General features: G+C 74.4%; 26 protein-coding genes. 19 read left to right on the forward strand and 7 right to left on the reverse strand.

Features of this window, described 5'->3' with window-relative positions; all coding sequences use genetic code 11:
* Positions 1-9: 9 nt before the first annotated feature.
* Positions 10-1,233 (forward strand): radical SAM family heme chaperone HemW, encoded by a 1,224-nt coding sequence (gene hemW, locus ABZS80_RS26865; protein WP_355060083.1) that lies wholly within the window; start codon positions 10-12, stop codon positions 1,231-1,233.
* A gap of 39 nt (positions 1,234-1,272) precedes the next feature.
* Here the strand turns inward: hemW and ABZS80_RS26870 are convergent, their stop codons facing one another.
* Positions 1,273-1,896: a DUF4870 domain-containing protein gene (locus tag ABZS80_RS26870; protein WP_355060085.1), complete on the reverse strand. Its 624-nt coding sequence runs from the start codon at positions 1,894-1,896 to the stop codon at positions 1,273-1,275.
* A 232-nt stretch (positions 1,897-2,128) separates the two neighbouring features.
* On the opposite strand from ABZS80_RS26870, the gene hrcA reads away from it, so the two are divergent.
* The 3 genes from hrcA (at position 2,129) to ABZS80_RS26885 (ending at position 5,102) form a co-directional block, all read left to right on the forward strand.
* Positions 2,129-3,151 (forward strand): heat-inducible transcriptional repressor HrcA, encoded by a 1,023-nt coding sequence (gene hrcA, locus ABZS80_RS26875; protein WP_151464126.1) that lies wholly within the window; start codon positions 2,129-2,131, stop codon positions 3,149-3,151.
* A 72-nt stretch (positions 3,152-3,223) separates the two neighbouring features.
* A complete protein-coding gene (gene dnaJ, locus ABZS80_RS26880) occupies positions 3,224-4,366 on the forward strand; it encodes a molecular chaperone DnaJ (RefSeq protein WP_355060146.1) in 1,143 nt (380 codons plus the stop codon).
* A 1-nt stretch (position 4,367) separates the two neighbouring features.
* On the forward strand, positions 4,368-5,102 hold the full coding sequence (locus ABZS80_RS26885; protein ID WP_355060087.1) for a 16S rRNA (uracil(1498)-N(3))-methyltransferase: 735 nt from the start codon (positions 4,368-4,370) through the stop codon (positions 5,100-5,102).
* Positions 5,103-5,189: 87 nt separating this feature from the next.
* On the opposite strand, the gene ABZS80_RS26890 is transcribed toward ABZS80_RS26885, so the two are convergent.
* Positions 5,190-5,951: an SDR family oxidoreductase gene (locus ABZS80_RS26890; protein ID WP_355060089.1), complete on the reverse strand. Its 762-nt coding sequence runs from the start codon at positions 5,949-5,951 to the stop codon at positions 5,190-5,192.
* Between the two features lie 93 nt (positions 5,952-6,044).
* On the opposite strand from ABZS80_RS26890, the gene ABZS80_RS26895 reads away from it, so the two are divergent.
* The 8 genes from ABZS80_RS26895 (at position 6,045) to ABZS80_RS26930 (ending at position 13,458) form a co-directional block, all read left to right on the forward strand.
* Positions 6,045-6,395, forward strand: a complete 351-nt coding sequence (locus tag ABZS80_RS26895) for a histidine triad nucleotide-binding protein (protein WP_355060091.1) — start codon at positions 6,045-6,047, stop codon at positions 6,393-6,395.
* A 21-nt stretch (positions 6,396-6,416) separates the two neighbouring features.
* Positions 6,417-7,793 carry a serine hydrolase domain-containing protein gene (locus ABZS80_RS26900; protein WP_355060093.1) on the forward strand — a complete coding sequence of 459 codons (1,377 nt, stop codon included), beginning with the start codon at positions 6,417-6,419 and terminating at the stop codon, positions 7,791-7,793.
* Between the two features lie 131 nt (positions 7,794-7,924).
* Positions 7,925-8,983, forward strand: coding sequence for a PhoH family protein (locus ABZS80_RS26905; protein WP_091269927.1), 1,059 nt, complete (start codon positions 7,925-7,927; stop codon positions 8,981-8,983).
* An 18-nt stretch (positions 8,984-9,001) separates the two neighbouring features.
* Positions 9,002-9,475, forward strand: a complete 474-nt coding sequence (gene ybeY, locus ABZS80_RS26910) for an rRNA maturation RNase YbeY (protein ID WP_355060095.1) — start codon at positions 9,002-9,004, stop codon at positions 9,473-9,475.
* A complete protein-coding gene (locus ABZS80_RS26915) occupies positions 9,451-10,860 on the forward strand; it encodes a hemolysin family protein (protein ID WP_355060148.1) in 1,410 nt (469 codons plus the stop codon). The genes ybeY and ABZS80_RS26915 overlap by 25 nt, the downstream gene beginning before the upstream one ends.
* Positions 10,853-11,239: a cytidine deaminase gene (locus ABZS80_RS26920; RefSeq protein WP_355060097.1), complete on the forward strand. Its 387-nt coding sequence runs from the start codon at positions 10,853-10,855 to the stop codon at positions 11,237-11,239. The genes ABZS80_RS26915 and ABZS80_RS26920 overlap by 8 nt, the downstream gene beginning before the upstream one ends.
* Positions 11,236-12,132 (forward strand): GTPase Era, encoded by an 897-nt coding sequence (era, locus tag ABZS80_RS26925; protein WP_355060099.1) that lies wholly within the window; start codon positions 11,236-11,238, stop codon positions 12,130-12,132. The genes ABZS80_RS26920 and era overlap by 4 nt, the downstream gene beginning before the upstream one ends.
* Positions 12,133-12,324: 192 nt before the next feature.
* Complete coding sequence (locus ABZS80_RS26930) at positions 12,325-13,458, forward strand: acyltransferase (RefSeq protein WP_355060101.1); 1,134 nt, start codon at positions 12,325-12,327, stop codon at positions 13,456-13,458.
* 12 nt (positions 13,459-13,470) lie between these two features.
* Here ABZS80_RS26930 and ABZS80_RS26935 read toward each other — a convergent pair whose 3' ends face one another.
* Entirely contained in the window at positions 13,471-14,250 is a 780-nt protein-coding gene (locus ABZS80_RS26935) for a DUF4097 family beta strand repeat-containing protein (protein WP_355060103.1), read from the reverse strand.
* Between the two features lie 102 nt (positions 14,251-14,352).
* Between ABZS80_RS26935 and recO the strand changes: the two genes are divergently transcribed.
* The 4 genes from recO to ABZS80_RS26955 all read left to right on the forward strand — a co-directional run bounded on the left by recO (position 14,353) and on the right by ABZS80_RS26955 (position 16,662).
* Positions 14,353-15,228 (forward strand): DNA repair protein RecO, encoded by an 876-nt coding sequence (gene recO / locus ABZS80_RS26940; protein ID WP_151464138.1) that lies wholly within the window; start codon positions 14,353-14,355, stop codon positions 15,226-15,228.
* 8 nt (positions 15,229-15,236) lie between these two features.
* A complete protein-coding gene (locus tag ABZS80_RS26945; protein ID WP_151464144.1) occupies positions 15,237-16,037 on the forward strand; it encodes an isoprenyl transferase in 801 nt (266 codons plus the stop codon).
* Positions 16,038-16,106: 69 nt separating this feature from the next.
* Positions 16,107-16,292, forward strand: a complete 186-nt coding sequence (locus tag ABZS80_RS26950) for a hypothetical protein (protein WP_091269936.1) — start codon at positions 16,107-16,109, stop codon at positions 16,290-16,292.
* 139 nt (positions 16,293-16,431) lie between these two features.
* Entirely contained in the window at positions 16,432-16,662 is a 231-nt protein-coding gene (locus tag ABZS80_RS26955) for a thioredoxin reductase (protein ID WP_151464139.1), read from the forward strand.
* Positions 16,663-16,665: 3 nt separating this feature from the next.
* On the opposite strand, the gene gndA is transcribed toward ABZS80_RS26955, so the two are convergent.
* A complete protein-coding gene (gene gndA / locus ABZS80_RS26960) occupies positions 16,666-18,108 on the reverse strand; it encodes an NADP-dependent phosphogluconate dehydrogenase (RefSeq protein ID WP_355060106.1) in 1,443 nt (480 codons plus the stop codon).
* 352 nt (positions 18,109-18,460) lie between these two features.
* Between gndA and ABZS80_RS26965 the strand changes: the two genes are divergently transcribed.
* On the forward strand, positions 18,461-18,697 hold the full coding sequence (locus tag ABZS80_RS26965; protein WP_355060108.1) for a hypothetical protein: 237 nt from the start codon (positions 18,461-18,463) through the stop codon (positions 18,695-18,697).
* Between the two features lie 87 nt (positions 18,698-18,784).
* Here ABZS80_RS26965 and ABZS80_RS26970 read toward each other — a convergent pair whose 3' ends face one another.
* Positions 18,785-19,480, reverse strand: a complete 696-nt coding sequence (locus ABZS80_RS26970; RefSeq protein ID WP_355060110.1) for a hypothetical protein — start codon at positions 19,478-19,480, stop codon at positions 18,785-18,787.
* Positions 19,481-19,634: 154 nt separating this feature from the next.
* Between ABZS80_RS26970 and ABZS80_RS26975 the strand changes: the two genes are divergently transcribed.
* Together ABZS80_RS26975 and ABZS80_RS26980 are read left to right on the forward strand one after the other, a co-directional pair.
* Positions 19,635-20,831, forward strand: coding sequence for a sensor histidine kinase (locus ABZS80_RS26975; RefSeq protein WP_355060112.1), 1,197 nt, complete (start codon positions 19,635-19,637; stop codon positions 20,829-20,831).
* Entirely contained in the window at positions 20,828-21,478 is a 651-nt protein-coding gene (locus ABZS80_RS26980; protein ID WP_355060114.1) for a response regulator transcription factor, read from the forward strand. Before ABZS80_RS26975 ends, ABZS80_RS26980 begins: the two co-directional genes overlap by 4 nt.
* 6 nt (positions 21,479-21,484) lie before the next feature.
* Here the strand turns inward: ABZS80_RS26980 and ABZS80_RS26985 are convergent, their stop codons facing one another.
* Together ABZS80_RS26985 and ABZS80_RS26990 are read right to left on the reverse strand one after the other, a co-directional pair.
* On the reverse strand, positions 21,485-22,285 hold the full coding sequence (locus ABZS80_RS26985) for an energy-coupling factor transporter transmembrane component T (RefSeq protein ID WP_355060116.1): 801 nt from the start codon (positions 22,283-22,285) through the stop codon (positions 21,485-21,487).
* Between the two features lie 70 nt (positions 22,286-22,355).
* The gene (locus ABZS80_RS26990; RefSeq protein ID WP_355060117.1) at positions 22,356-23,771 is read right to left on the reverse strand and encodes an ABC transporter ATP-binding protein; all 1,416 of its coding nucleotides are present in this window, start codon (positions 23,769-23,771) and stop codon (positions 22,356-22,358) included.
* Between the last annotated feature and the right edge of the window lie 84 nt (positions 23,772-23,855).

Below are 23,855 nucleotides of genomic sequence, written 5' to 3' on the forward strand. Positions count from 1 at the left end.
CTAGTGGCCATGCCCGGCGTCCTTCCAGAAGGCGAACCCGTCCCGCGCGACGGGGCGCTGCCCGCTGCCGCCCGCCGCGCCGTCGGCGCGCGCGGCTTCGGCGTGTACGTGCACGTCCCGTTCTGCGCCAGCCGGTGCGGCTACTGCGACTTCAACACCTACACGGCCGCCGAGCTGGGCGGCGGGGGCAGCCGGGAGACGTACGCCGACACGGTGCTGGCCGAGCTGGCCCTCGCCGGCCGGGCGCTGGGCGACAGCCCGCCGCCCCGGGTGGACACCGTCTTCGTGGGCGGCGGCACGCCCACCCTGCTCCCGGCCGACGACCTGGCCCGGATCCTCGACGGCATCGACCGCACGTGGGGGCTGGCCGCCGACGCCGAGGTCACCACCGAGGCCAACCCCGAGACGGTCACCCCGAAGTCGCTCAGGACGCTGCGGGCCGCCGGCTACACCCGGATCTCGCTGGGCATGCAGTCCGCGGCGCCGGGGGTGCTGGCGATCCTCGACCGGCAGCACAGCGCCGGCCGGGCCACCGCCGCCGCGCTGGAGGCGCGGGACGCCGGGTTCGACCACGTGAACCTGGACCTGATCTACGGCACGCCGGGGGAGAGCGCCGAGGACTTCGCCGCCTCGCTGGACCAGGTGGTCGCCGCGGGGGTGGACCACGTCAGCGCGTACGCCCTGATCGTGGAGGACGGCACCCGGCTGGCCGCGCGGATGCGCCGCGGCGAGCTGCCGTACCCCAGTGACGACGTGGCGGCGGACCGCTACCTGGCCGCGGAGGCGGCCCTCGGCGGGGCCGGCTTCTCCTGGTACGAGGTCTCCAACTGGGCCCGCTCCGACGCGGCCCGGTGCCGGCACAACCTGCTCTACTGGACCGGCGCCGACTGGTGGGGCCTGGGCCCGGGGGCGCACAGCCACGTCGGCGGGGTGCGCTGGTGGAACGTCAAGCACCCGACCGCGTACGCGCAGCGGCTGGCCGCCGGGGAGTCGCCCGGCCTGGCCCGGGAGCTGCTCACGCCGGACGAGGCGCACATGGAGGACGTGATGCTGCGGCTGCGGCTCGACGACGGGCTGCCCCTGTCCGGGCTCGACGAGGCGGGCCGGGCGGGCGCCGAGCGGGCCCGGGTCGACGGCCTGCTGGACGCCGGCGCGTACGCCGCCGGGCGGGCGGTGCTGACCCTGCGCGGCCGGCTGCTCGCCGACGCGGTCGTCCGCGACCTGCTGCCCTGACCGGGCCCGGCCGGCCTGCGAGGGCCGGCCGGGTCGGGGTCACTTGATCAGGTTGGCCGACATCGGGTAGCGGTAGGGCTGCCCCTCGTTGGCCTTCACGCCGGCCATGATGCCGAACACCACGCCGATGATGACGGCCGCGCCGACGGCGAGGAACCCGACGAGGATGCAGCTCAGGATCCAGCCGACGACGCCCACGATCGACCACACCAGCTGGAAGTTGAGCGCCGAGACCGCGTGCTGGCGCACGGTCGGGGACTGGTTGCCCCGCGCCAGCATGGCAACCAGTGGGGGAAGCCACCCCAGCACGCCGCCGCTGACGAACATCGCCGCCGCCCCGCCGAAGTGCGCGACGAGGGCCCAGGTCTTGTCGTCGTTGTTGGCGTAGCCGGCGGGCGGCCCGTAGGCGCCGCCGCCCGGGTAGCCGCCGCCCGGCGGGGGATAGCCGCCGGGGGGTGGGTAGCCGCCCGACGGAGGCTGGCCGCCGGGAGGCGGGGGATAGCCACCGGGCGGGGGATAGCCGCTCCCCGCCGGTGCCCCGGACAGTGGTGCGGTGGGTGGTTCGCCGGCCGACGACGAGCCGTACGGTGCCGACGGCGGGGTCGGCTCCGGCGGCGGTGCGCCGGAGTCCCCCGCTCCGGGAGGGCGAGGAGGTTCAGTCATGGACGTCACGGTAGGTCCCGGAGGCAAGGGCGCACCAGAGCGACATCGCCCGGGATGTCCGGCTGTTCGGCCGTGGTGGGTCGGATGTGCGGCGGGCCGCACCGGAGGTGGGTCGCTGATCATCGCGTCGACGGGTCGGCCGACGTAGACTGGCACTCGCTACAGTCGAGTGCCAGACGCCCGGCGGACGCCGTGCGCCGGGGCGGACGAGGTGCGTCAGGAGGTGGGGGACATGGGTCTCGACGACCGCAAGCTCGCCGTGCTGCGCGCGATCGTCGAGGACTACGTCGCCACGCAGGAGCCGGTCGGCAGCAAGGCCCTGGTCGAGCGCCACCAGCTGGGCGTCTCCCCGGCGACCGTCCGCAACGACATGGCGGTGCTGGAGGAGGAGGGCTACATCCGGCAGCCGCACACCAGTGCCGGCCGGGTGCCCACCGACCGCGGCTACCGGCTCTTCGTCGACCGGCTCTCCCGGGTCAAGCCGCTCAGCCCCGCCGAGCGCCGGGCGATCGAGCGCTTCCTGGTCGGCGCGGTCGACCTGGACGACGTGGTGCACCGCACCGTCCGGCTGCTGGCCCAGCTCACCCGGCAGGTCGCCGTCGTGCAGTACCCCAGCCTGGCCCGCTCCAAGGTGCGCCACCTGGAGCTGGTGCCGATCTCCACCACCCGGCTGATGGTCGTCATGATCGCCGACACCGGCCGGGTCGAGCAGCGGCTGGTCGAGCTGCCCGGGCCGGTCGCCCCCGACGAGGTGACCGACCTGCGCCGGCTGGTCAACGAGAAGCTGGTCGGCAGCCGGCTGTCCGACACCCCGCCGCTCGTGCAGGCCCTCGTCGACGAGTCGACCCCGCAGCTGCGCCCGGCCATGGCCACGCTCTCCAGCGTCCTGCTGGAGACCCTGGTCGAACGGCATGAGGAGCGCATCGCGCTGGCCGGCACGGCCAACCTGACCCGGGGCGGCCTGCTCGACTTCCAGGGCTCGCTGCGCCCGATCCTCGAGGCGCTCGAGGAGGAGGTCGTGCTGCTCAAGCTGATCGGGGAGGCCGAGCCGAGCACCACCCGGGTGCTCATCGGCGACGAGAACGAGATCGACAACCTGCGCGCCGCCTCGGTGGTCAGCACCGGGTACGGCCCGGGCAGCACCATCGTCGGTGGGCTCGGCGTGCTCGGGCCGACCCGGATGGACTACCCCGGCAATATCGCCATGGTGAGGGCCGTGGCACGCTACGTGGGCGAGTTGCTGGCCCAGAACTGACCAGTCAGACCGACGGCCGGCTCCGGCCGACGACCGGCGCAACGCGAGACGAACATGAGGACACCGAACGCAGTGGCCAGGGACTACTACGGCATTCTCGGCGTGAGCCGGGACGCCTCCGACGACGAGATCAAGCGCGCCTACCGGAAGCTGGCGCGGCAGTTCCACCCGGACGTCAATCCGGACCCGGAGGCACAGGAGAAGTTCAAGGACATCAACGCCGCGTACGAGGTCCTCTCGGACGATCGGAAACGGCAGATCGTCGACCTGGGCGGCGACCCGCTGGCCCCGGGCGGCGGGGGCGCGGGTCCGGGTGGCCCGGGCGGCGCCGGCCCGTTCGTCGGCTTCCAGGACATCATGGACGCCTTCTTCGGCGGGGCGGCCGGCGGCAGCCGGGGCCCGCGGCCGCGTACCCGGCCGGGCGCCGACGCGATCCTGCGGTTGGAGCTGGACCTGAACGAGACGGCGTTCGGCGTCGAGGCGCCGATCACCGTCGACACCGCCGTGCTCTGCACCACCTGTTCCGGCGCGGGCACGGCGGCCGGCACCCACCTGGCCACCTGCGAGGCGTGCGGCGGCCGGGGCGAGGTGCAGTCGGTGCAGCGGACCTTCCTCGGCCAGGTGGTCTCCGCCCGGCCGTGCACGGTCTGCCAGGGCTACGGCACCACCATCCCGCACCCCTGCCCGACCTGCGCTGGCGACGGCCGGGTGCGCACCCGGCGCTCGCTCACCGTCAAGATCCCGGCGGGTGTCGAGGACGGCATGCGGATCCGGCTGGCCCAGCAGGGCGAGGTCGGTCCGGGCGGCGGCACCGCCGGCGACCTCTACGTGGAGATCCACGAGCGGCCGCACGACGTCTACTCCCGCAAGGGCGACGACCTGCACTGCCGGGTCACCGTGCCGATGACCGCGGCCGCGCTCGGCACCCGGTTGACCATCAAGACCCTCGACAGCGAGGAGACGGTCGACGTCAAGGCGGGCACCCAGCCGGGCAGCACCCTGCGGCTGCGCGCCCGGGGCGTGCCGCACCTGCGCGGCACCGGCCGGGGCGACCTCTACGTCCACCTCGACGTGCGGACCCCGACCAAGCTCGACGCCGACCAGGAGCGGACGCTGCGCGACTTCGCCAAGACCCGCGGCGAGGAGGTCGCCGAGCTGACCAAGCAGGGCGGCTTCTTCTCCCGGATGCGCGACGCCTTCAACGGGCACGCCTGACGTGTCGGCGCCGCTGTTCCTGGTCGAGGCGCTGCCCACCGGTGACACGCTGACGCTGGACGGCCCCGAGGGACACCACGCGGCCACCGTGCAGCGGCTGCGCGTCGGCGAGGAACTGCTGCTCGCCGACGGGCGGGGCGGCACGGCCGGCGCGGTGGTCACCGCCGTCGGCAGGGGCACCCTCGACCTCCGGGTCACCACCCGGGGGTACGCCGACGCGTTCGTCCCCCGCCTGGTCGTGGTGCAGGGCATCGCCAAGGGCGACCGGGGTGAGCTGGCCGTGCAGGCGATGACCGAGGTCGGCGTCGACGAGATCGTCCCGTGGGCGGCGTCGCGCTCGGTGACCCAGTGGCGCGGTGAGCGCGGCGTACGGGCCCGGGAGAAGTGGGCGGCCACCGCCCGGGAGGCGGCCAAGCAGGCCCGCCGCCCGTGGCTGCCGGTGGTGGCCGGGACGCCCGACGAGTCCACCACCACGGTGGCTCGGCGGATCTCCGGCGCGGCCGCCGCGTTCGTCCTGCACGAGGAGGCCGAGGACCGGCTGACCACCGCCGACCTGCCGGAGGCTGGCGAGATCGTGCTGGTGGTGGGCCCGGAGGGCGGCATCGCCTCCAGCGAGCTGACCGCCTTCCAGGAGGCCGGCGCCCGCCCGGTCCGCCTGGGCCCGTCGGTCCTGCGCACGTCAACGGCCGGCGTGGCAGCCCTGACCGTCCTGTCCACCCGCCTGCACCGCTGGTAGCTCGCCCATCCTCGTTGATCAAGGAGTTTGCGTCAGGATCCGGCCGGGATCCGACGCAAACCTCTTGATCAACGCGGCGGGGTGGATTCAGGTGCGGAGGTAGGAGGCGCCGTTGAGGTCGACGATGGTGCCGGAGGCCCACTCGGCCTCGGGGCTGGCCAGCCAGTGCACCGCCGCGGCGATCTCCTCGGGGCGGGCCACCCGGTTGAACGGGGACTGGGCACGGATGGCGTCGCCCCGCTCGCCGCTGAGGTGGGTGGTGGTCATGTCGGTCGCCACGAAGCCCGGCGCGACCGTCGCCACCGCGATGCCGTACGGGGCCAGGGCCAGCGCCAACGACTGACCGAGCGCGTTCAGCCCGGCCTTGCTCGCCCCGTACGCGGGCTGCTCCGGCTCGCCCCGGAACGCGCCCCGGGACGACACGTTCACGATCCGGCCGCCCCGCTCGCGCATGTGCTGGGCGGCGCACCAGGTGGCGTTCGCAGCGCCGGTCAGGTTGGTCTCTAGGACCAGCCGCCATTGCTCCTGCCACTGGTCGTACGTGTTCCCGAAGACCGGGTGGGGCAGGTCGCGCGGGCCGTAGACGCCCGCGTTGTTGACCAGGACGTCGAGGCCGCCCAGGCGCTGCGCCGCCTCGTCCACCATGGCCCGTACGGCGTCCGGGTCGGCCAGGTCGGCGCGGACCACCACGTGCCCGTCGCCGGGCAGCTCGGCCCGCAGCGCCTCGGCCAGCTCCGCGGAGTCCCGGTGGTGGACGGCCACCCGGTCCCCGCCCTCCGCGAACGCCCGCGCCACGGCGCGGCCGATGCCGCGCGAGGCCCCCGTCACCAGTACCGCCCGTCCCGCCATGCCGGCCATCCTGCCGCACCGATCCCCGCGGTTAGGAAGGGGCCCTTCCTATGCAGCAGGCGTTAACAGGGGGCCCTTCCTTACACTGCCCCGATGGGAACCGACTGCCTGTTCTGCCGGATCGTCACCGGGGAGATCCCGGCCACCATCGTCCGCGAGACCGCCACCACGCTGGCCTTCCGGGACGTCGACCCGAAGGCGCCCACCCACGTGCTGGTGATCCCGAAGGAGCACTACGCGGACGTGGCCACCCTGGCCCAGGGCGACCCGGGCCTGGCCGGTGAGCTGCTGGGCACCGCGGCCGTGGTGGCCGAGGAGGAGGGGCTGACGGTGGACGGCTTCCGGCTCATGTTCAACACCGGCCCGTACGGCGGCCAGGAGGTCTTCCACGTGCACGCACACCTGCTGGGCGGCGCTCCGCTCGGCCCGATGCTCTGCCGCTGACGCGCTGCCTAGACTGCTCTCATGATCACGGTGCAGGACCGGCTCGGCCGGATGGTGCGGCAGGCGCAGGCCCACGGGCGGATCCCGGCGGTCTCGGCCGCCCTGCACCGGGCCGACCGGCCGCTCTGGACCTGCACGGTCGGCGGGACCGGCAACGACACGGCGCTCGCGCCGGAGTCGGTCTTCCGGATCGGCTCGGTCACCAAGACCTTCACGGCGGTGCTGGTCATGCAGTGCCGCGACGAGGGGCTTCTCGACCTGGACGACCCGATCGGGCGGCACCTCGACCTGCCGGCGCACGGCGAGCTGACCGTACGCCGGCTGTTGTCGCACACCGCGGGCCTGCAGCGCGAGCCGCACGGCGACGTCTGGGACAGCCTGCGCGCGCCCGACGTCAGCGAGCTGCTCGCCGACCTGGCCCGGGTGGAGCGGGTGCTGCCCGGCGGCCGCCGCTACCACTACTCCAACCTCGGCATGGCCCTGCTCGGCGAGGCGGTCGCCCGGCTGCGCGGCGGCATGTGGGCCGAGGTGCTGGCCGAGCGGGTGCTCGCCCCGCTCGGGCTGACCGCGACCGGCCCCATGCCGGGCGACCGGGCGGCCACCGGGTTCCTGGTCGACGCGTACTCCGACGAGGCCCGCCCGGAGCCGCCGACCGACTTCGGCGCGGTGGCCCCCGCCGCGCAGCTCTGGAGCACCGCGCCGGACATGGCCCGGTGGGCCGCCTTCCTGGCCGACCCGGCCGCGCTGGACCCGGCGGGCGCGGTGCTGGCGCCGGCCACCCTCGACGAGATGCGCTGGCCGCTGACCACCACCGACGAGACGCTCTGGGCGGGCGGGTTCGGCCTCGGGCTGATCCTCGTGCCGCAGCCGGAGCGGGTGATGCACGTGGGGCACGACGGGGCCATGCCCGGTTTCCTGGCCGCCGTCTACGGCCGGCGCGGCGGCGACGGCACGGCCGGCGCGATGGGCTGCGCGGTGCTCGGTTCCTCCGGCACCGGTGTCGAGGTCTTCGAGCTGCCGCACCGGCTGCTCGCCGCCGCCGCCGAGCACGACCCGGCCGATGTCGAGCCGTGGCGGCCCGGTGCGCCCGCCCCGGAGCACCTGCGCGGCCTGCTGGGCCGCTGGTGGGGCGAGGGCTTCGAGTACGTCTTCTCCTGGCACGACGGGGCGCTGCGGGCCCGGGGCGCGGACGACCCGGCCGGCAAGCCGCCTGCGGTGTTCGCCCCGGTTCCGGACCGGCCGGACGTGTTCCGCACGGTCGCCGGCCGGGAGGTGGGTGAGCTGCTCCGGCTGACCCGGGACGAGCGCGGCGCGGTGGTCCGGCTGCACTGGGCGACCTACCGCTTCACCCGGCACCAGGAGACCTTCGAGGGGTACGACTTCCGCGCCGGGAACTGATCCCCCACCGCCGGAAATGGGCGAGGTGCGGGCGGTGTTGACCCGATACGATGGGAGTCACGACCGCCGCGCCAGCAGGGCCCGGCGCCGAGTTCGAGAGCAGGTGGCGTAGGGCCCGACGGGCCCGACCTATGACCGGCACCCCACCTCCCGGCCCGCCCCGGGTGCAGACCAGGATCACGGTCCCCGACCAGAAGATCATGGTGAACCTGCTCGGCGCGGGCGACGAGATCCTGCGGCTCGTCGAACGCTCGGTCAACAGTGACGTCCACGTGCGGGGCAACGAGATCACCATCACCGGCGCTCCCGCCGACAACGCCCTCGCCGAGCGACTCTTCAGCGAGCTGCTCGAACTGATCGAGAAAGGCGAGACCCTGACCACTGACGCAGTCCGGCGTACCGTCGGCATGCTCGAGCAGGGCGGCAGCGAGCGGCCCGCCGAGGTCCTGACGCTCAACATCCTCTCCCGGCGCGGTCGCACCATCCGTCCCAAGACCCTGGGCCAGAAGCGCTACGTGGACGCCATCGACGCCCACACCATCGTCTTCGGCATCGGGCCGGCGGGCACGGGCAAGACCTACCTGGCCATGGCGAAGGCCGTCCAGGCGCTCCAGGCCAAGCAGGTCAACCGGATCATCCTGACCCGGCCGGCGGTCGAGGCGGGTGAGCGGCTGGGCTTCCTGCCCGGCACCCTGAACGAGAAGATCGACCCCTACCTGCGCCCGCTCTACGACGCGCTGCACGACATGCTCGACCCGGAGTCGATCCCGAAGCTGATGGCCGCCGGCACCATCGAGGTGGCGCCGCTGGCCTACATGCGGGGCCGCACCCTCAACGACGCGTTCATCATCCTCGACGAGGCGCAGAACACCACGCCCGAGCAGATGAAGATGTTCCTCACCCGGCTCGGGTTCAACTCCAAGATCGTGGTCACCGGTGACGTCACCCAGGTCGACCTTCCCGGCGGGACGACGAGCGGCCTGCGGGTGGTCCGGGAGATCCTGGGCAACGTCGAGGACGTGCACTTCGCCCAGCTCTCCAGCTCCGACGTGGTGCGCCACAAGCTGGTGGGCGAGATCGTCGACGCGTACGCCCGCTGGGACGCCGAGCGGGAGAACCAGCAGGCGCAGAGCGTGCACGCCGTGCCCGGGCGGACCGCCCAGGGCGGCCGGGCCGGCCGACGCCGCTAATCCGACAGAGGAAGACAGTTGTCCATCGAGATCGCCAACGAGTCCGGCGCCGACGTCGACACCGACGCCGTGCTCGCCGTCGCCCGGCACGCCCTCGACGAGATGGGGGTCAACCCCCTCGCCGAGCTCTCCGTGCTGCTGGTCGACATCGAATACATGTCGGAGCTGAACCACCGCTGGATGGGTGGCGACGGCCCGACCGACGTGCTCGCCTTCCCCATGGACGAGGGCAGCGTCGACCACGGTCCGGGGGAGAGCGCCCCGGCCGGCGGTGAGCCGGCCCTGCTCGGCGACATCGTGCTCTGCCCGGAGGTGGCGGCCAAGCAGGCGGCCACCGCCGGGCACACCACCGCCGACGAGTTGCACCTGCTCACCGTGCACGGCGTGCTGCACCTGCTCGGCTACGACCACGCCGAGCCGGAGGAGGAGCGGGAGATGTTCGGTCTCCAGGCCCGGCTGCTGGCCAGCTGGCGGTCGACCCGATCGCAGTGATCACCACCCTGGCAGCCGGCGGCGCGCCCGCCGGCCTGCCCGATCTCACCCTCCTTGCCGTCGCGGCGGGGCTGGTGGTGCTCGCCGGCCTGATCGCGATGACCGAGGCCGCACTGGCCGCTGTCTCGCCGGCCCGCGCCGCCGAGCTGGCCCGGGACAGCGCGCGCGGCGCGCGCACCCTCCAGGCGGTCGCCGGCGACGTGGTCCGCCACCTCAACCTGCTGCTCCTGCTCCGGCTGCTGGCCGAGCTGACCGCCACCACACTGGTCGCGCTGGTCGCGGTGGACACCTTCGGCGCCGGCTGGCGGGCCGCCCTGGTCACCGCCGGGGCGATGGCCGTGGTCAGCTTCGTGGTGGTCGGCGTCGCGCCGCGCACCCTGGGGCGGCAGCACGCCTACGCGGTGGGCCGCGCGGTCGCGCCGCTGGTGCGCTGGCTGGGCCGGGCGCTCAACCCACTGGCCTCGCTGCTCATCCTCATCGGCAACGCGGTCACCCCGGGGCGCGGCTTCCGCGAGGGGCCGTTCGCCACCCAGGTCGAGCTGCGTGAGCTGGTCGACCTGGCCGAGCAGCGCGGCGTCGTCGAGCACGGCGAGCGGCAGATGATCCACTCGGTCTTCGCGCTCGGCGACACCATCGCCCGCGAGGTGATGGTGCCCCGCACCGAGATGGTGTGGATAGAGGAGCGCAAGACCCTCGCGCAGGCACTGGCGCTCTTCCTGCGCTCCGGCTTCTCCCGCATCCCGGTGATCGGCGAGAACGTCGACGACGTGCTCGGCGTGCTCTACCTCAAGGACCTGATCCGGCGGATCCAGGGCGCTCCGGAGGCCCGGCAGATGCCGGTGGCCGAGCTGATGCGCCCGGCGACCTTCGTGCCCGAGTCCAAGCCGGTCGACGACCTGCTCTCCGAGATGCAGGCGGCCCGCAACCACCTGGTCATCGTCGTGGACGAGTACGGCGGCACCGGCGGCCTGGTCACCATCGAGGACATCCTCGAGGAGATCGTCGGCGAGATCACCGACGAGTACGATGTCGAACGCCCGCCGGTCGAGCGCCTGACGGACGGGGCCGTGCGGGTGACCGCCCGGCTGCCGGTGGAGAATCTGGGCGAGCTGTTCGACACCGAACTGCCCACCGACGAGGTGGAGACGGTCGGTGGCCTGCTCGCCCAGGCGCTCGGCCGGGTGCCGATCCCCGGCTCCGGGGCCGAGGTCGCCGGGCTGCGGCTGATCGCCGAGGGCACCACCGGGCGGCGCAACCGGATCGACACGGTGCTGGTCAGCCGGGTCGAGCCGGGCGACGCGCCGGACAGCGCGGGGCGCGGCGAGCAGGCCGATCCCCGTGGCAACCAGAACCGTTCCGAGGAGAGGCAACCCGCCGATGCCTGAGTCACCCACCGTGCCGGCCGCCCGGCCCACCCCGTCCGACCCGGGCGAGCTGAGCGCCGAGGACGGCAAGCTTGTCGTCCTGGCCCGGGGGGCCCGGGGCCGGGTCGGCGCCGTGGAGGGCGCGGCGGTCCGCGACCAGGACGGCCGGACGTACGCGGCGGCCAGCGTGGCGCTGCCGTCGCTGACCCTGACCGCGCTCCAGCTCGCGGTCGCCTCGGCGGTGGCCGCCGGCGCCAGCCGGCTGGAGGCGGCCGTCGTGGTGACCGAGGCCTCGACGCTGGACGGCGCGGGGCACGCCGCGGTGCGGGACCTCTCCGCCGACGCGCCGATCCACGTGGCCGCGCCCGACGGCACCGTCCTCGGCACGGTGGTCGAGTGAGCGACGTCGAGCAGCGTCCCTACCGGGCCGGCTTCGGCTGCTTCGTCGGGCGGCCGAACGCGGGCAAGTCGACGCTGACCAACGCGATCGTCGGCACCAAGATCGCAATCACCTCGAACAAGCCGCAGACCACCCGGCACATCATCCGGGCCGTGCTGCACCGGCCGGAGTCACAGCTCGTGCTGGTCGACACCCCGGGCCTGCACCGCCCCCGCACGCTGCTCGGCGAGCGGCTGAACGACCTGGTCCGGGAGACCTGGAGCGAGGTCGACGTCATCGGCCTCTGCATCCCGGCGAACGAGCCGGTCGGGCGGGGCGACCGGTTCATCACCGGCGAGCTGGCCAGCCTGCGGGCCACCGTGCTGGCCGTGGTCACCAAGACCGACCTGGTGGACAAGAAGCGGCTGGCGGAGCAGCTGCTCGCGGTGAGCGAAATGGGCGAGTTCGCCGACGTGGTGCCGGTGAGCGCCGTCTCGGGCCACCAGGTGGACACGCTGGTCGACGTGATGACCGGCTACCTGCCGGAGTCGCCGCAGCTCTACCCGGACGACATGCTCACCGACGACCCGGAGCAGGTGCTCGTCGCCGAACTGGTCCGCGAGGCCGCCCTGGAGGGGGTTCGGGACGAGCTGCCGCACTCCATCGCCGTGGTGGTCGAGGAGATGATCCCCGAGGGCGGCCTCACGAAGATCTACGCTGACGTGTACGTGGAGCGATCGAGCCAGAAGGCGATCGTCATCGGTCACCGGGGCAGCCGGCTCAAGCACGTCGGCACCACCGCCCGCAAGCAGATCGAGGAGCTGCTCGGCACCCGGGTCTACCTCGACCTGCACGTCCGGGTCGCGAAGGACTGGCAGCGCGACCCTAAGCAGCTGCGCAAGCTGGGCTTCTGACCCCGTACGCCTGACCGCCGGTCCCGACTCCTCGGGGCCGGCGGTTCGCGTTGCGGCAGCTGCCGGGATGGTCCGGATCGGTCTGCTTTATGGAATGTTTCACTTTTTACCCCCGCCCGCGCACCGTTTCGTCCGGGCGGATCGGAGGGTAGGGAGGCGTTACCCCCCCGCCCCCGACGCCCCCGCGAGCTGATGCGAAACCGATACCTCGACCTGCTCCGCTCCCTGGCCATCGTTCGAGTCGTCGTCTACCACGTCACCGGATGGGCGACGCTGACCCTGATCTTCCCGGCCATGTCGGTGATGTTCGCGCTCGCGGGCTCGCTGATGGCCGCCTCGCTGGACCGGAGCGGCGTACCGGCCGTGGGGCGCCGGCTGCGCCGGCTGCTGCCGTCGCTCTGGGTGCTCGCCGCGGTCTTCGTGCCGGCCATGCTGCTCACCGGGCTGCCGCTCACCCCGAAGGTGCTGCTCTGGCTCCTCCCGGTCAGCGACCCGCCGGCCAACCACTGGGGCGGCCTCGCGCTGAGCCCGATCTGGTACCTGCGGGACTACCTCTGGTTCGTGCTGGCCTCGCCGGTGGCCCTCCGGCTGTTCCGCCGGGCCCCGCTGCCCACCCTGCTGGCCCCGTACGCGCTGCTCGCCGCCATCGAGTTCGGCGTGCTGGCGAACCCGCCGACCGTGCTGCGCGAGTTCGGCCTGTACTTCGGGGCCTGGCTGCTCGGCTTCGCCCACCACGACGGCCTGCTGCGCCGCATGGCCGACCGGGTGCTCGTCCCGCTCGCGCTCGCCCTCGGCGCAGCCGGTCTGGGCTGGATCTTCACCCACCCCGGCCCGCGCGGCCACGATCTGAACGACATCCACCTGGGCAACGCGCTCTGGTCGGCGGCGTTCATCCTGGTGGCGATCGGCCGGGCGCCGGCCGGGGCGGCCTGGGTCGACCGCATTCCGGTGCTGGGCCCGGTGGTCACCGTGCTGAACCGGCGCGCGCTGACCGTCTACCTCTGGCACATGCCGTTCGTGGTGGCGCTCACCCCACTGGTCGACGTGGTCGGCTGGTCGCACCAGGACCTGCTCGGGCTGGCGATCCGGGTGGCGCTGGTGTTCGCGCTGGTCGGCGTGATCACCCTGCTGGTCGGCTGGGTCGAGGACCTGGCCGCCCGGCGTACCCCGGAGCTGGTGCCCGGCCGCCCCCGGCGGACCGTGACCGAGCGGGCGGCGGCCGCACCGGCCAGCCCGGCGCCCGCCGGCGCCGAACTGGCGGCGGCGGGCGCCCGGGTGCCGGGCCCGCGCGGCGCGCCGGAGTGGTCCGGCCGCACCCTGGGCTGACCCGCGCCGCCCTCAGCGCTGGTTGACCGTCACGTTGCCGCTGGTGGCGGAGACGTCGAGCAGCAGGGACGCGCCCGGGTCGTTCAGCACGGCGAGATCGGTGTCGCCGGACTTCGCGTCCGCCCGCACCCGGTAGCGGCCCTCGGGCACGCTCAGGTCGATGTCGCCGCTGGTCGCGTGCAACCGGGCCGCGGCCGGCTTGTCCAGCTCGATGCTGACGTTGCCCGAGGTGGCCTCCGCGTCCACCCCCGCCGCGAGCCGGCGGGCGCTGATGTCGCCGGAGGAGGCGCGCAGCCGGACCGGGCCCGTGGCGTCGACCACCTCGATGTTCCCCGAGGTGGTGGTGGCGCGGACCTCGCCACGGGCCTCGGTCACGTTGATGTCGCCGGAGTTGAGGGTGAAGTCCACCGGGCCGACGCGGTGCAGCATGACGTTCCCGGAGCTGGCCTCGCCGCGCACCGTCACCCCCTCCGGGGCGGTCACCTCCCAGGAGACCGTGCAGCGGGAGCCGCAGTCGCTCGGCAGCACCAGCTCGTCGCCCTTGATCTCGTAGCGGGTGTTCGGCTCCCCGCCCTCGTAGCGGACGATCCGCTTGATCCGCACCTGGTCGGTCGAACCCGTGGCCCGGATCGTGAGGTCGCCCGCGCCGCCGGCCGGCACGGTGATCTTGGTGATCTTCACCTGCTCGGTCTGGTCGTAGTCGAGGCGGCGGAACGACAGGGTGTCGCACCCGGCGAGGACGATCAGGGAGGCGGCCGCGGCGGCGGCCACGGCGGTCCGGTGCAGAGCCATGGCCAGGACGCTACGGCCGACCCCGCCGGCGGCGCATCCGGGATCGACCGCCGATCCACCCCGAGGAGACCCTGAGATCGCACCCCGAGGGAGAATGGACCGATGGCCGGATACCGCCGACAGCTCTACCGCGACGACGCGGTGGTGCTGCGCGTGCAGAAGCTGGGGGAGTCCGACCGGATCATCACCCTGCTCACCCGCCGGCACGGCCGGCTCCGCGCGGTGGCCCGGGGCGTCCGCCGGACCACCAGCAAGTTCGGCGCCCGGCTGGAGCCGTTCGGGCACGTCGACCTCCAGCTCGCCGGCGACCCCAAGGGCAACCACGGCAGCTCGCTGCACACCATCAGCCAGGCCGAGGGGATCGACCTCTACGGCAAGCGGTTCCTCGGCGACTACCCCCGCTACACGGCGGCCAGCGCCATCGCCGAGACCGCCGAGCGGCTCACCCCGATCGAGCGGGAGCCCTCGCTGCGGCTGTTCCAGCTCACCCTCGGCGCGCTGCGCTCGCTGGCCACCGGCGAGCACGCCACCACCCTGGTGCTCGATGCCTACCTGCTGCGCGGCATGGCCTTCGCCGGCTGGGCGCCGGCGCTGACCGCCTGCGCGGTGTGCGGCACCCCGGGGCGGCACCGGGCGTTCTCCGTGCCGGCCGGTGGCGCGGTCTGCCCGGACTGCCGGCCCCCCGGCGCCGCCCACCCCGCCCCGGCGACCATCGCGCTGATGTCCGCCCTGACCACCGGCGACTGGGTGTACGCCGACGCCACCGAGACCGGCGTGCGCCGCGAGTGCAGCGGCCTGGTCGCGGCGCACCTCCAGTGGCACCTGGAACGCGCGCTACGCTCGCTGCCGCTGGTCGACCGGGGTGCCCCGGCGTCCGGCGCGGTCCCGCCGCCCGGCGGCGCGGGGCCGGGTGTGGTCCCGCCGCGCACCGGCGCCGGGCCCGCCGCCGCTGGTGTGAACAGGGAGATTACCGAGTGATCCGATCGATGAGGGCCGGCCGGCGCGAGCCGGTGCCACCGACTCCGCACCCCTCCGGCGCCCGCCCGCCGGCCCTGCCGGCCGAGGCGCTGCCGAAGCACGTCGCCGTGGTGATGGACGGCAACGGCCGCTGGGCCAAGGAGCGCGGGCTGCCCCGGACCAAGGGTCACGAGCAGGGCGAGCACAGCCTGTTCGACACCATCGAGGGCGCCATCGAGCTGGGCATCCCCTACCTGTCGGCGTACGCCTTCTCCACGGAGAACTGGCGCCGCTCGCCCGACGAGGTCCGCTTCCTCATGGGCTTCAACCGGGACGTCATCCGGCGGCGCCGGGACCAGCTCGTCGACCTGGGCGTGCGGGTGGTCTGGTCCGGTCGGGCCGGGCGGCTCTGGAAGAGCGTCATCTCCGAGCTGCAGACCGCGGAGGAGATGTCCCGGGGCAACTCGACGCTGACCCTCCAGTTCTGCGTCAACTACGGCGGTCAGGCGGAGATCGCCGACGCCGCCGCCGCGATCGCCCGTGACGCGGCCGCCGGCCGGCTCGACCCGGGCAAGGTCACCGAGAAGACCATCGGGAAATACCTCTACCACCCGGAGGTCCCCGAGGTGGACCTCTTCCTCCGCCCCTCCGGGGAGCAGCGCACCTCCAACTTCCTGCTCTGGCAGAGCGCCTACGCCGAGCTGGTCTTCCTCGACACCCTCTGGCCGGACTTCGACCGCCGGCACCTCTGGTACGCCTGCGAGCTCTACGCGCAGCGGGACCGCCGCTTCGGCGGCGCGCTGCCCAACCCGGTGGCCCCCGGGGCCTGAGGTCGCGCTTACCGACGCCGCCCGGTGGGTATCAATCCGACAGCAGGCAGATTGCGGAGGTGAACCCACATGATTCAGAAGCGGATTGCCCAGTGGGCGGTCATGGCGGTCGCCGTGCCGCTGGCGGCGGCCGGCGCGCGCCGGCTCAGCCACACCCTGGAGGCCCGCCGCGGCCCGACCGGGGTGAGCCGACTGCTCACCAAGGGCGCCGACATGCTGCGGCCCCAGAAGGCCAAGCGCCGTCGGTTCTGGTGACGTCCACGGCCCGCCGCGACGCCGCGGCGGGTCGTGTCGCGGGCGCTCCGCATCCGGCTTTCCGGCCGGGAGCGGGGCGCCCGCGCGTACGATCGGCGCAGGGCGCGCCGCCGGGACGCGCCGGCCACGGGGGTGGAGGATGCGCGATCTCCGGTACGAGATGACGGCCGCCCTGGCCGGTGCCGACCTGGCCGAACCGGCGCAGCGGGAACGGATCGCCGACCTCTGCGCGGGGGTGGCCGAACGCTGGTGCGCCGACCTCGGCCACACGCCGGCCGTGCGGGCCGGCGAGATCGGCGAGCTGGCCCAGGGTGAGCCGGCTGCCGGCTGGGCGCCCACGGCGCCCGAGGCCGCCGAACGGGCCTGGTGAGGCTCACCCCTCCACTTCGGAGCGGTCACCCGCCCAGAGCGTGTGGAACGACCCCTCCCGGTCCACCCGGTGGTAGGTGTGCGCGCCGAAGTTGTCCCGCAGCCCCTGGATGAGCGCGGCCGGCAGCCGCTCGGCGCGCAACGCGTCGAAGTACGCGAGCGACGACGAGAAGGCCGGGGTGGGCACGCCCGCCCGGGCCGCGTCGGCCACGACCCGCCGCCAGGCCGGGACCCCGGCGCCGACCCGGTCGGCGAACCAGGGGGCGACCAGCAGGGTGGGCAGGTCCCGCTCCGTGTCGTACGCCTCCCGGATCCGGTCCAGGAAACGGGCCCGGATGATGCAGCCGCCCCGCCAGATGGTGGCGGTGCCGCCCAGGTCGATGTCCCAGTCGTACTCCCGGCTGCCGGCACGGATGTGGTCGAAGCCCTGCGCGTACGCGACGATCTTGCTGGCCAGCAGCGCCCGCCGGACGTCCTCGACGAAGGTGTCCCGGTCGTCCACCTGCCACTTCTCGCCCGCCTCGGGGAACGTGCGGCGGGCGGCGGCCCGCTGGTCGGCGTGCCCGGAGAGCGACCGGGCGAAGGTGGCCTCGGCGATGCCGGTGATCGGGATGCCGAGGTCCAGCGCGCTCTGCACCGTCCACCGGCCGGTGCCCTTCTGCTCGGCCTGGTCGAGCACCACGTCCACGAACGGCCGGCCGGTCGCCGCGTCGGTGTGCCCGAGCACCTCGGCGGTGATCTCGATGAGGAAGGACTCCAGCTCGCCGCCGTTCCACTCCCGGAAGATCTCCGCGATCTCCGCCGGGCTCGCCGACAGGCCGGCCCGCAGCAGGTCGTACGCCTCGGCGATGAGCTGCATGTCCGCGTACTCGATGCCGTTGTGGACCATCTTCACGAAGTGGCCGGCGCCGTCCGGCCCGATGTGCCGGCAGCACGGGACGCCGTCGACCTCGGCGGCGATCCGCTCGAAGATCGGGCCGAGCTTCCGGTAGGACTCGGCCGAGCCGCCCGGCATGATGCTCGGCCCGCGCAGCGCGCCCTCCTCGCCGCCGGAGACGCCGGTGCCAACGAAGTGCAGCCCGTGCCCGCGCAGCGCCTCCTCCCGGCGGCGGGTGTCGGCGAAGTGCGCGTTGCCGCAGTCGACGACGATGTCCCCCTCCTCCAGCAACGGGACCAGTTCGTCGATCACCGCGTCGGTGGGGGCGCCGGCCTTCACCATGACGATCACGGCGCGGGGGCGTTCCAGCGCGCCCACGAAGTCCGCGAGGGACTCCGTCGGCACGAACGTGCCCTCGTCGCCGTGCTCGGCCACCAGGCTGCGGGTGCGCTCCGGCGAGCGGTTGTGCACCGCCACGGTGAAGCCGTTGCGGGCCAGGTTCCGGGCCAGGTTGCGGCCCATCACCGCCAGACCGGTGACCCCGACCTGCGCCGTCGCCTGCTGTGCCATGCGTACCGCCACCCCTCGTCTTCGGTGCCCGTGCTGCGACCGTATCGCGGTCGGTGCGGGGGCGGGCCGGGACATCGACGGTGGGTGAAGACGCGGTGGCGGTCGGTCCTCGCCGGTCCGTGTCCGTAATTCGGGTGCGGGGCGGCGCGGTGGTGGGTTAGCGTGCGGGCATGCGTAACTGACGCCCACCTCTCGAAGGCCCGGTCCACCGTGCGTACCGCCGTGGATCGTGCGCCCCGGGCGTCCGCATCCTCCGCGCCACCGTCGGTGGTGGCGTCGCGTGCCTCGTCGGACCGCCCGGGTGTTCCCCGCTCGCCGTGCCCACGGGTGCCCGACAGTCAGGAGGCAGCGTATGCCCGCCAAGCGCAGTCCGAAGAAGCTCCAGAAGCCCACGCCGTCCCCGGTGGACCTCACCCCGCCGGATCTCGACGCGCTCACCGTGGCGCCCGTCGCGCCGGTGACCCTGCCCGGCCGTGCCGACACGTCGCCGCCGCCGAAGGCCGGCCCGCCGGCCGGTCGCGAGGCCCGGCTCGGGGGGCGCAGCCAGCGCGCCGGTCAGACCCGGTTCTACGCCTTCCGGCGCAGCTGAGGCCGTGTCGGGTGCAGTTGTCGCCGCCGCGGCGACGACAACTGCACCCGAGGTCGCGGGCGGTCCCCCCGCGCCCGCGTTCGCCCCTCAGGCGGCGGCGGTCGCCGGGGTGGCCGTCCCGGCCGGCGCCTCGACACTGCGCCGTCGCGCCACGCCGAGAGCCAGGCCCACGAAGCCGGCCACCATGAGCGCGCTCACCGCCAGCTTGACCGGGACGCCCGTGCCGACCAGGTCCAGCACCTGCCCGGCGGTGAGCAGCAGCGGCACCCAGAGGGCCACGAGGCGGGCCCGCCAGGCGCCGAAGGCCAGCACGAGGAGGCCGACCAGCCAGCCGAGCAGCCACACCGCGAACGAGGCCATCACGAACGGATCCCCGTCGATCGCGGTCGTCACCGGGCGGGCGGCGTCGGCGTCCACGCCACCGCCGGCCAGGGCCCCGAAGAACGCGTTGTACTGCCACAGGTGGACGGTGGCGAAGTAGAGCCCGAGCAGCGCCGTGGCACCGCCGATGACGGCGGCCCACGGCTTGCGCCGGTGCAGTGTGGCGGCCAACCCGAGCGTCGCCGGCAGCAGCAGCAGATGGGCCAGCGCGAACAGCACGGTCTCCACCCGCCACGCGCCCAGGTTCCCGGCGGCCACCGCCACGTTCCCGGCGGTGTCGGCCACGTCGTCCGGGAACATCACCCAGTAGAAGGCGTTCGCGACGCCGTACACCACGCCGCCGCCGAGCAGGGCGCCCGCGGTCAACCGCCGACCGGTCCGCCCGCCAGTGCTGTTGTCCATCAGTGTCTCCTCTCGAAGTCGTGGGAGGGACGCTAGGAGCCACACCCGGGCCGGGTCGTCCGCGCGGAAGTTGATCCCCGGGTGGAGTGTCGGCGGCCGTCACTACACCCCTGGGTGGACGCGGAGAGCCGCCCGCCGTGGCTACCCTTCCGGCATGTCTGCCCTCGACGTCCGGGCCCGGTGGCGCGGTGTGGCCACCTCGCTCGCCGGGGCCGCGCTGTTCGCGTTCGGCCTGGCCGAGCTGTACGTCCCGCTGGCCGGCTACGTCGAGGGAGAGGGGCCGGACCTCGCCGCGCTCTCCACCGGCTGGCTCGTCGTCCTCACCGTGCTGCTGGTCGGCTACGGCCTCGCGGTGGCCGGCTGCACGTCGTACCCCCGGACGGCCGCCGTGGTCGCCGGGGCCTGTTTCACCGCGCAGAGCTTCACGCCGGTCCTGCCGGAGTGGCCGGTCGTGCCGCTGCTGGCGCTGGTGGCGGCCACCTTCGCCTGTGTCGCGATGGGTGGCCGGGCCGCTGTCCCGGTCGCCGCGGCCGGCTATCTCCTCCCGCTCGGCATCGAGAACGCCATGGCCGGCGACTCCGACTGGGTCTTCATCCTGTTCGTGGGGCTCGCCGTGCTCGGCCCCGGATACGCCGTGCGGATGCGGCGGGCGCAGGCGGCCCGGCTGGTGGCGCTGGCCGCCGAGCGGGAGGCCGCCGCCCGGACGGACGAACGGCTGCGGGTGGCCCGCGAACTGCACGACATCGTGTCGCACGGGGTCTCGGTGATGGTGCTGCAGGCCGCCGCGGCGCAGGCGGTGCTCGACTCGGACGCGGGTCAGGCCCGCGCGTCCCTCGACGCGGTGCAGGAGGTCGGGCGCGAGGTGGTCACCGAGCTGCGCCGGCTGCTGGTGATCCTCCGCGGCGCGGAGGCGGCCCCGGACGGACTGCCGTCGTTGCGGCGGATCGACGCGCTGACCGCCGGGGTGCCCCTGGCCGGCGGGCGGGTCGACGTGACCGTCACGGGTGACCTCGACGCGATCCCGGCCGCCGCGGACGTCAGCGGTTACCGGATCCTCCAGGAGGCGCTGACCAACGCCGCCCGGCACGCGCCGGGCGCGACCGTCGGCGTCTCGATCGAGGTGGCCGGCGACGCCCTCCGGCTGCACGTGACGGACGACGGTGCCGGCCCGGTCCGGCGGCACGCCGGCACCGGCCACGGCCTGACCGGCATCCGGGAGCGGGTGGAGCTGTTCGGCGGCACCGTGAGCGCCGGTCCCCGCCCGCGGGGCGGCTTCGAGGTACGCGTCACGCTGCCCTTCGACGCCGAGGCGTCAGCCGGCGCGCTGGCCACGGCAGGGACCACCGGATGACCCGGGTCCTCATCGCCGACGACGAGGCGCTGGTGCGGGGCGGGCTCCGCATGATCCTCACCGCCCAGCCGGACCTCCAGGTGGTCGCCGACGCGGCCGACGGCGAGGAGGCCGTGCAGTTGGCGACCCGCTTCGCGCCCGACGTGGTCCTGATGGACATCCACATGGCGCCGGTGGACGGGATCGCCGCCACCGAGCGGATCCTGGCGGCGCGGAGCGACATCCGGATCATCATGCTGACCACCTTCGACCTCGACGAGTACGTCTACCGGGCGCTGCGCGCCGGCGCCTCCGGGTTCATGCTCAAGACCACTCCGCCCCGGGAACTGGCCGAGGCGGTGCGGACCGCGGCCCGGGGCGACGCCCTGCTCTCCCCGTCGATCACCCGCCGTCTGATCGACCACTACACCGCGACCGCGTCGGTGGTCGCCCACCCGAGCCTCGCCGACCTGACCGCGCGCGAGACCGAGGTGCTGCGGATGATGGCCCTCGGCCTGTCCAACCGGGAGATCGCCGATCGGCTCTTCGTCGGCGAGGCGACCGTGAAGACGCACGTGAACCGCATCTTCGCCAAGCTCGGGGTACGGGACCGGGTGCAGGCGGTGGTGCTGGCGTACCGGAGCGGGGTGGCCCACCCGCGCCGGTAGCGGGGCTCAGCCGATCAGCGGGCGGAAGGTGCCCAGCAGGACGCTGACCGTCACTGCCGCCGCGCCAAGCGCCCCGGCGGCGACGACCAGCAGCGTGTCGGCCCGGGTGAAGCGCTGCCGCCGGGCGACCGTACGCGGGGTGCCGGCGTCGAAGCCCCGGGCATCCATGGCGACGGCCAGCCGGGTGCCCCGCCGGATCGCCCCGACCAGCAGCGCGAACGCCGTCGACCCGAACAGCCGCAGCTTGGCCACCGGGTTGCGGCCGGCGTCCACGCCCCGGGCCCGGCGCGCCATGCTGATCATCCGCCACTCCTCCTCCAGCAGCGGCACCAGCCGGAACGCGGCCAGCGCCCCGATGGCGAACCGGGCGGGCGCCTTCGCGTTCTGGATCAGCGCGTCGGCCAGGTCGGTCGCGTCGGTGGTGGCGAACACGATGATCCCCGGCAGCGCCACCGCGAGCATGCGCAGCACCAGGCCCAGCGCGGTGACCAGCACTCCCTGGGTGACCAGCAGTGGGCCGGCCGTGAGCAGCACCGGGCCGGACCGGTCGGCGGCGAAGAGCACCAGGGTGACCAGGATGCCGCCGGCGCCGGCCAGCAGCGGCCAGGCCCGCCGGGCCAGCACCCGGTAGCGGATGCCGAACAGCGGCAGCACGGCCAACTCGACCGCGATGGCGATCGCCGGGGCGACCGGGTCCAGGGTGGCGATCAGGACGACCGAGAAGAGCAACGCGGCGGCCAGCTTCGCCACCGGGTTGCGCCGGGCCAGCGGCGCGCCCGCCGCCGCGACGGGTTCGACGCCGATCACGGCCGGCCTCCGGGCGTCCGGCGCTCCAGGGTGATGGTCCGGTCTGGCCGGGTCCGGGGTGCGGCGGCCTTCATCGGCGCTCCAGGGTGATGGTCCGGTCTGCGAGCGCGGCCACGAAGTCGGGATCGTGGGTGACCGCGACGACGCCGTGGCCGGCGTCGCGCAGCTCGGCGAAGAGGTCGATGAGCTCCCGCCAGGTCCGCCGGTCCTGGCCGAAGGTGGGCTCGTCGCAGATCAGCAGGCGGGGCGCGGTGGCCAGGGCGGTCGCCACGCTTAGCCGCCGGGCCTCGCCGCCGGAGAGGGTGTACGGGTTGGCCCCGGCCAGCCGGTCCAGGCGCAGCCGCGCCAGCAGGGCGTCCACCGTCGCCGTCACGGCGGGCTCGGGCTGGCCGGTGCGGCGGGGTCCGAGGGCCAGCTCGTCCCGGACGGTGCCGGTGACGAACTGGTGCTCCGGGTCCTGGAAGACCGAGCCGATCCGCCGGGCCAGGGCGGGCGCCCGCCAGCGGTGCGGGGGAGTGCCCGCGTCCCGGCCGGCCAGGGCCGGGGTGGCCGCGACCGTACCGGTGCCGGAGCGGAGCAGCCCGCCGAGCAGCAGGGCCAGGGTGGACTTGCCGGCGCCGTTGGGGCCGAGGACGGCGAGCGCTTCGCCGGCGCGTACCCGAAGGTCGGTGGGGGCCAGCCGGGGCGGCAGGCCGAGCCGGTCGGCGGTGAGCAACACCTCGCCGGGCGGCGTGCTGGCGTGCCAGGGCGGCACGGTGTGGCCGGGCACCCAGACCCCGGCGTCGGCCAGCGCGTCGCCGTGCGCGGCGAAGACCGCGTCGGGGCGCCCGTCGGCCCGCACGCCGCCGCCGGGCTCCAGCACGACCACCCGGTCGACCAGCGGCAGCGCCTCGGCGACCCGGTGCTCGACCAGGATCAGGGTGGTGTCGGCGTCGACGGCGTCCGCGACGGCCTGCCGGACGAGAATGGCGCCGGCCGGGTCGAGATTGGCGGTGGGCTCGTCGAGCAGCAGCAGTCCCGGCCGCAGGGCGAGCGCCCCGGCCAGGGCGAGCCGCTGCTGTTCGCCGCCGGACAGCGCGGCCGTGGGCCGGTCCCGGTGGTAGGGAAAGCCGACCCGGCGCAGCGCCTCGTCCACCCGGGGCCAGATCTCGTCGGCGGGCACCCCCCGGTTCTCCAACCCGAACGCCACGTCGTCGCCGCAGCGGGCCATCACCAGTTGGCTCTCCGGGTCCTGGAAGACGACGCCGACGCGTTCCCGGGCCTTGCGCGGGTCGAGTCCGTCGATCTCGACGGTGCCCTCCTGCTCGCCGGAGTCCTCCGGCAGCAACCCGGCCAGCGCCGCCAGCAGCGTGCTCTTACCGGCCCCGGAAGCCCCGAGCAGCAACACCCGCTCGCCAACCTCGACGCGCAGGTCCACCCCGCGCACGGCCCAGCCCTTCCGCCCGGCGTGCCGCCACCCGAACCCCCGCAGGCTCACGGCTCCCACCGCGCCACCTCCCTCCGGCCCCTCCGGCCCCAGCTTGGTTGATCAAGGAGTTCGCGTCTGGAAAACCGTCTCGGCCGAGGCAAA

The sequence above is a fragment of the Micromonospora sp. NPDC005305 genome, assembly GCF_040607315.1.
GTDB lineage: Bacteria > Actinomycetota > Actinomycetes > Mycobacteriales > Micromonosporaceae > Micromonospora.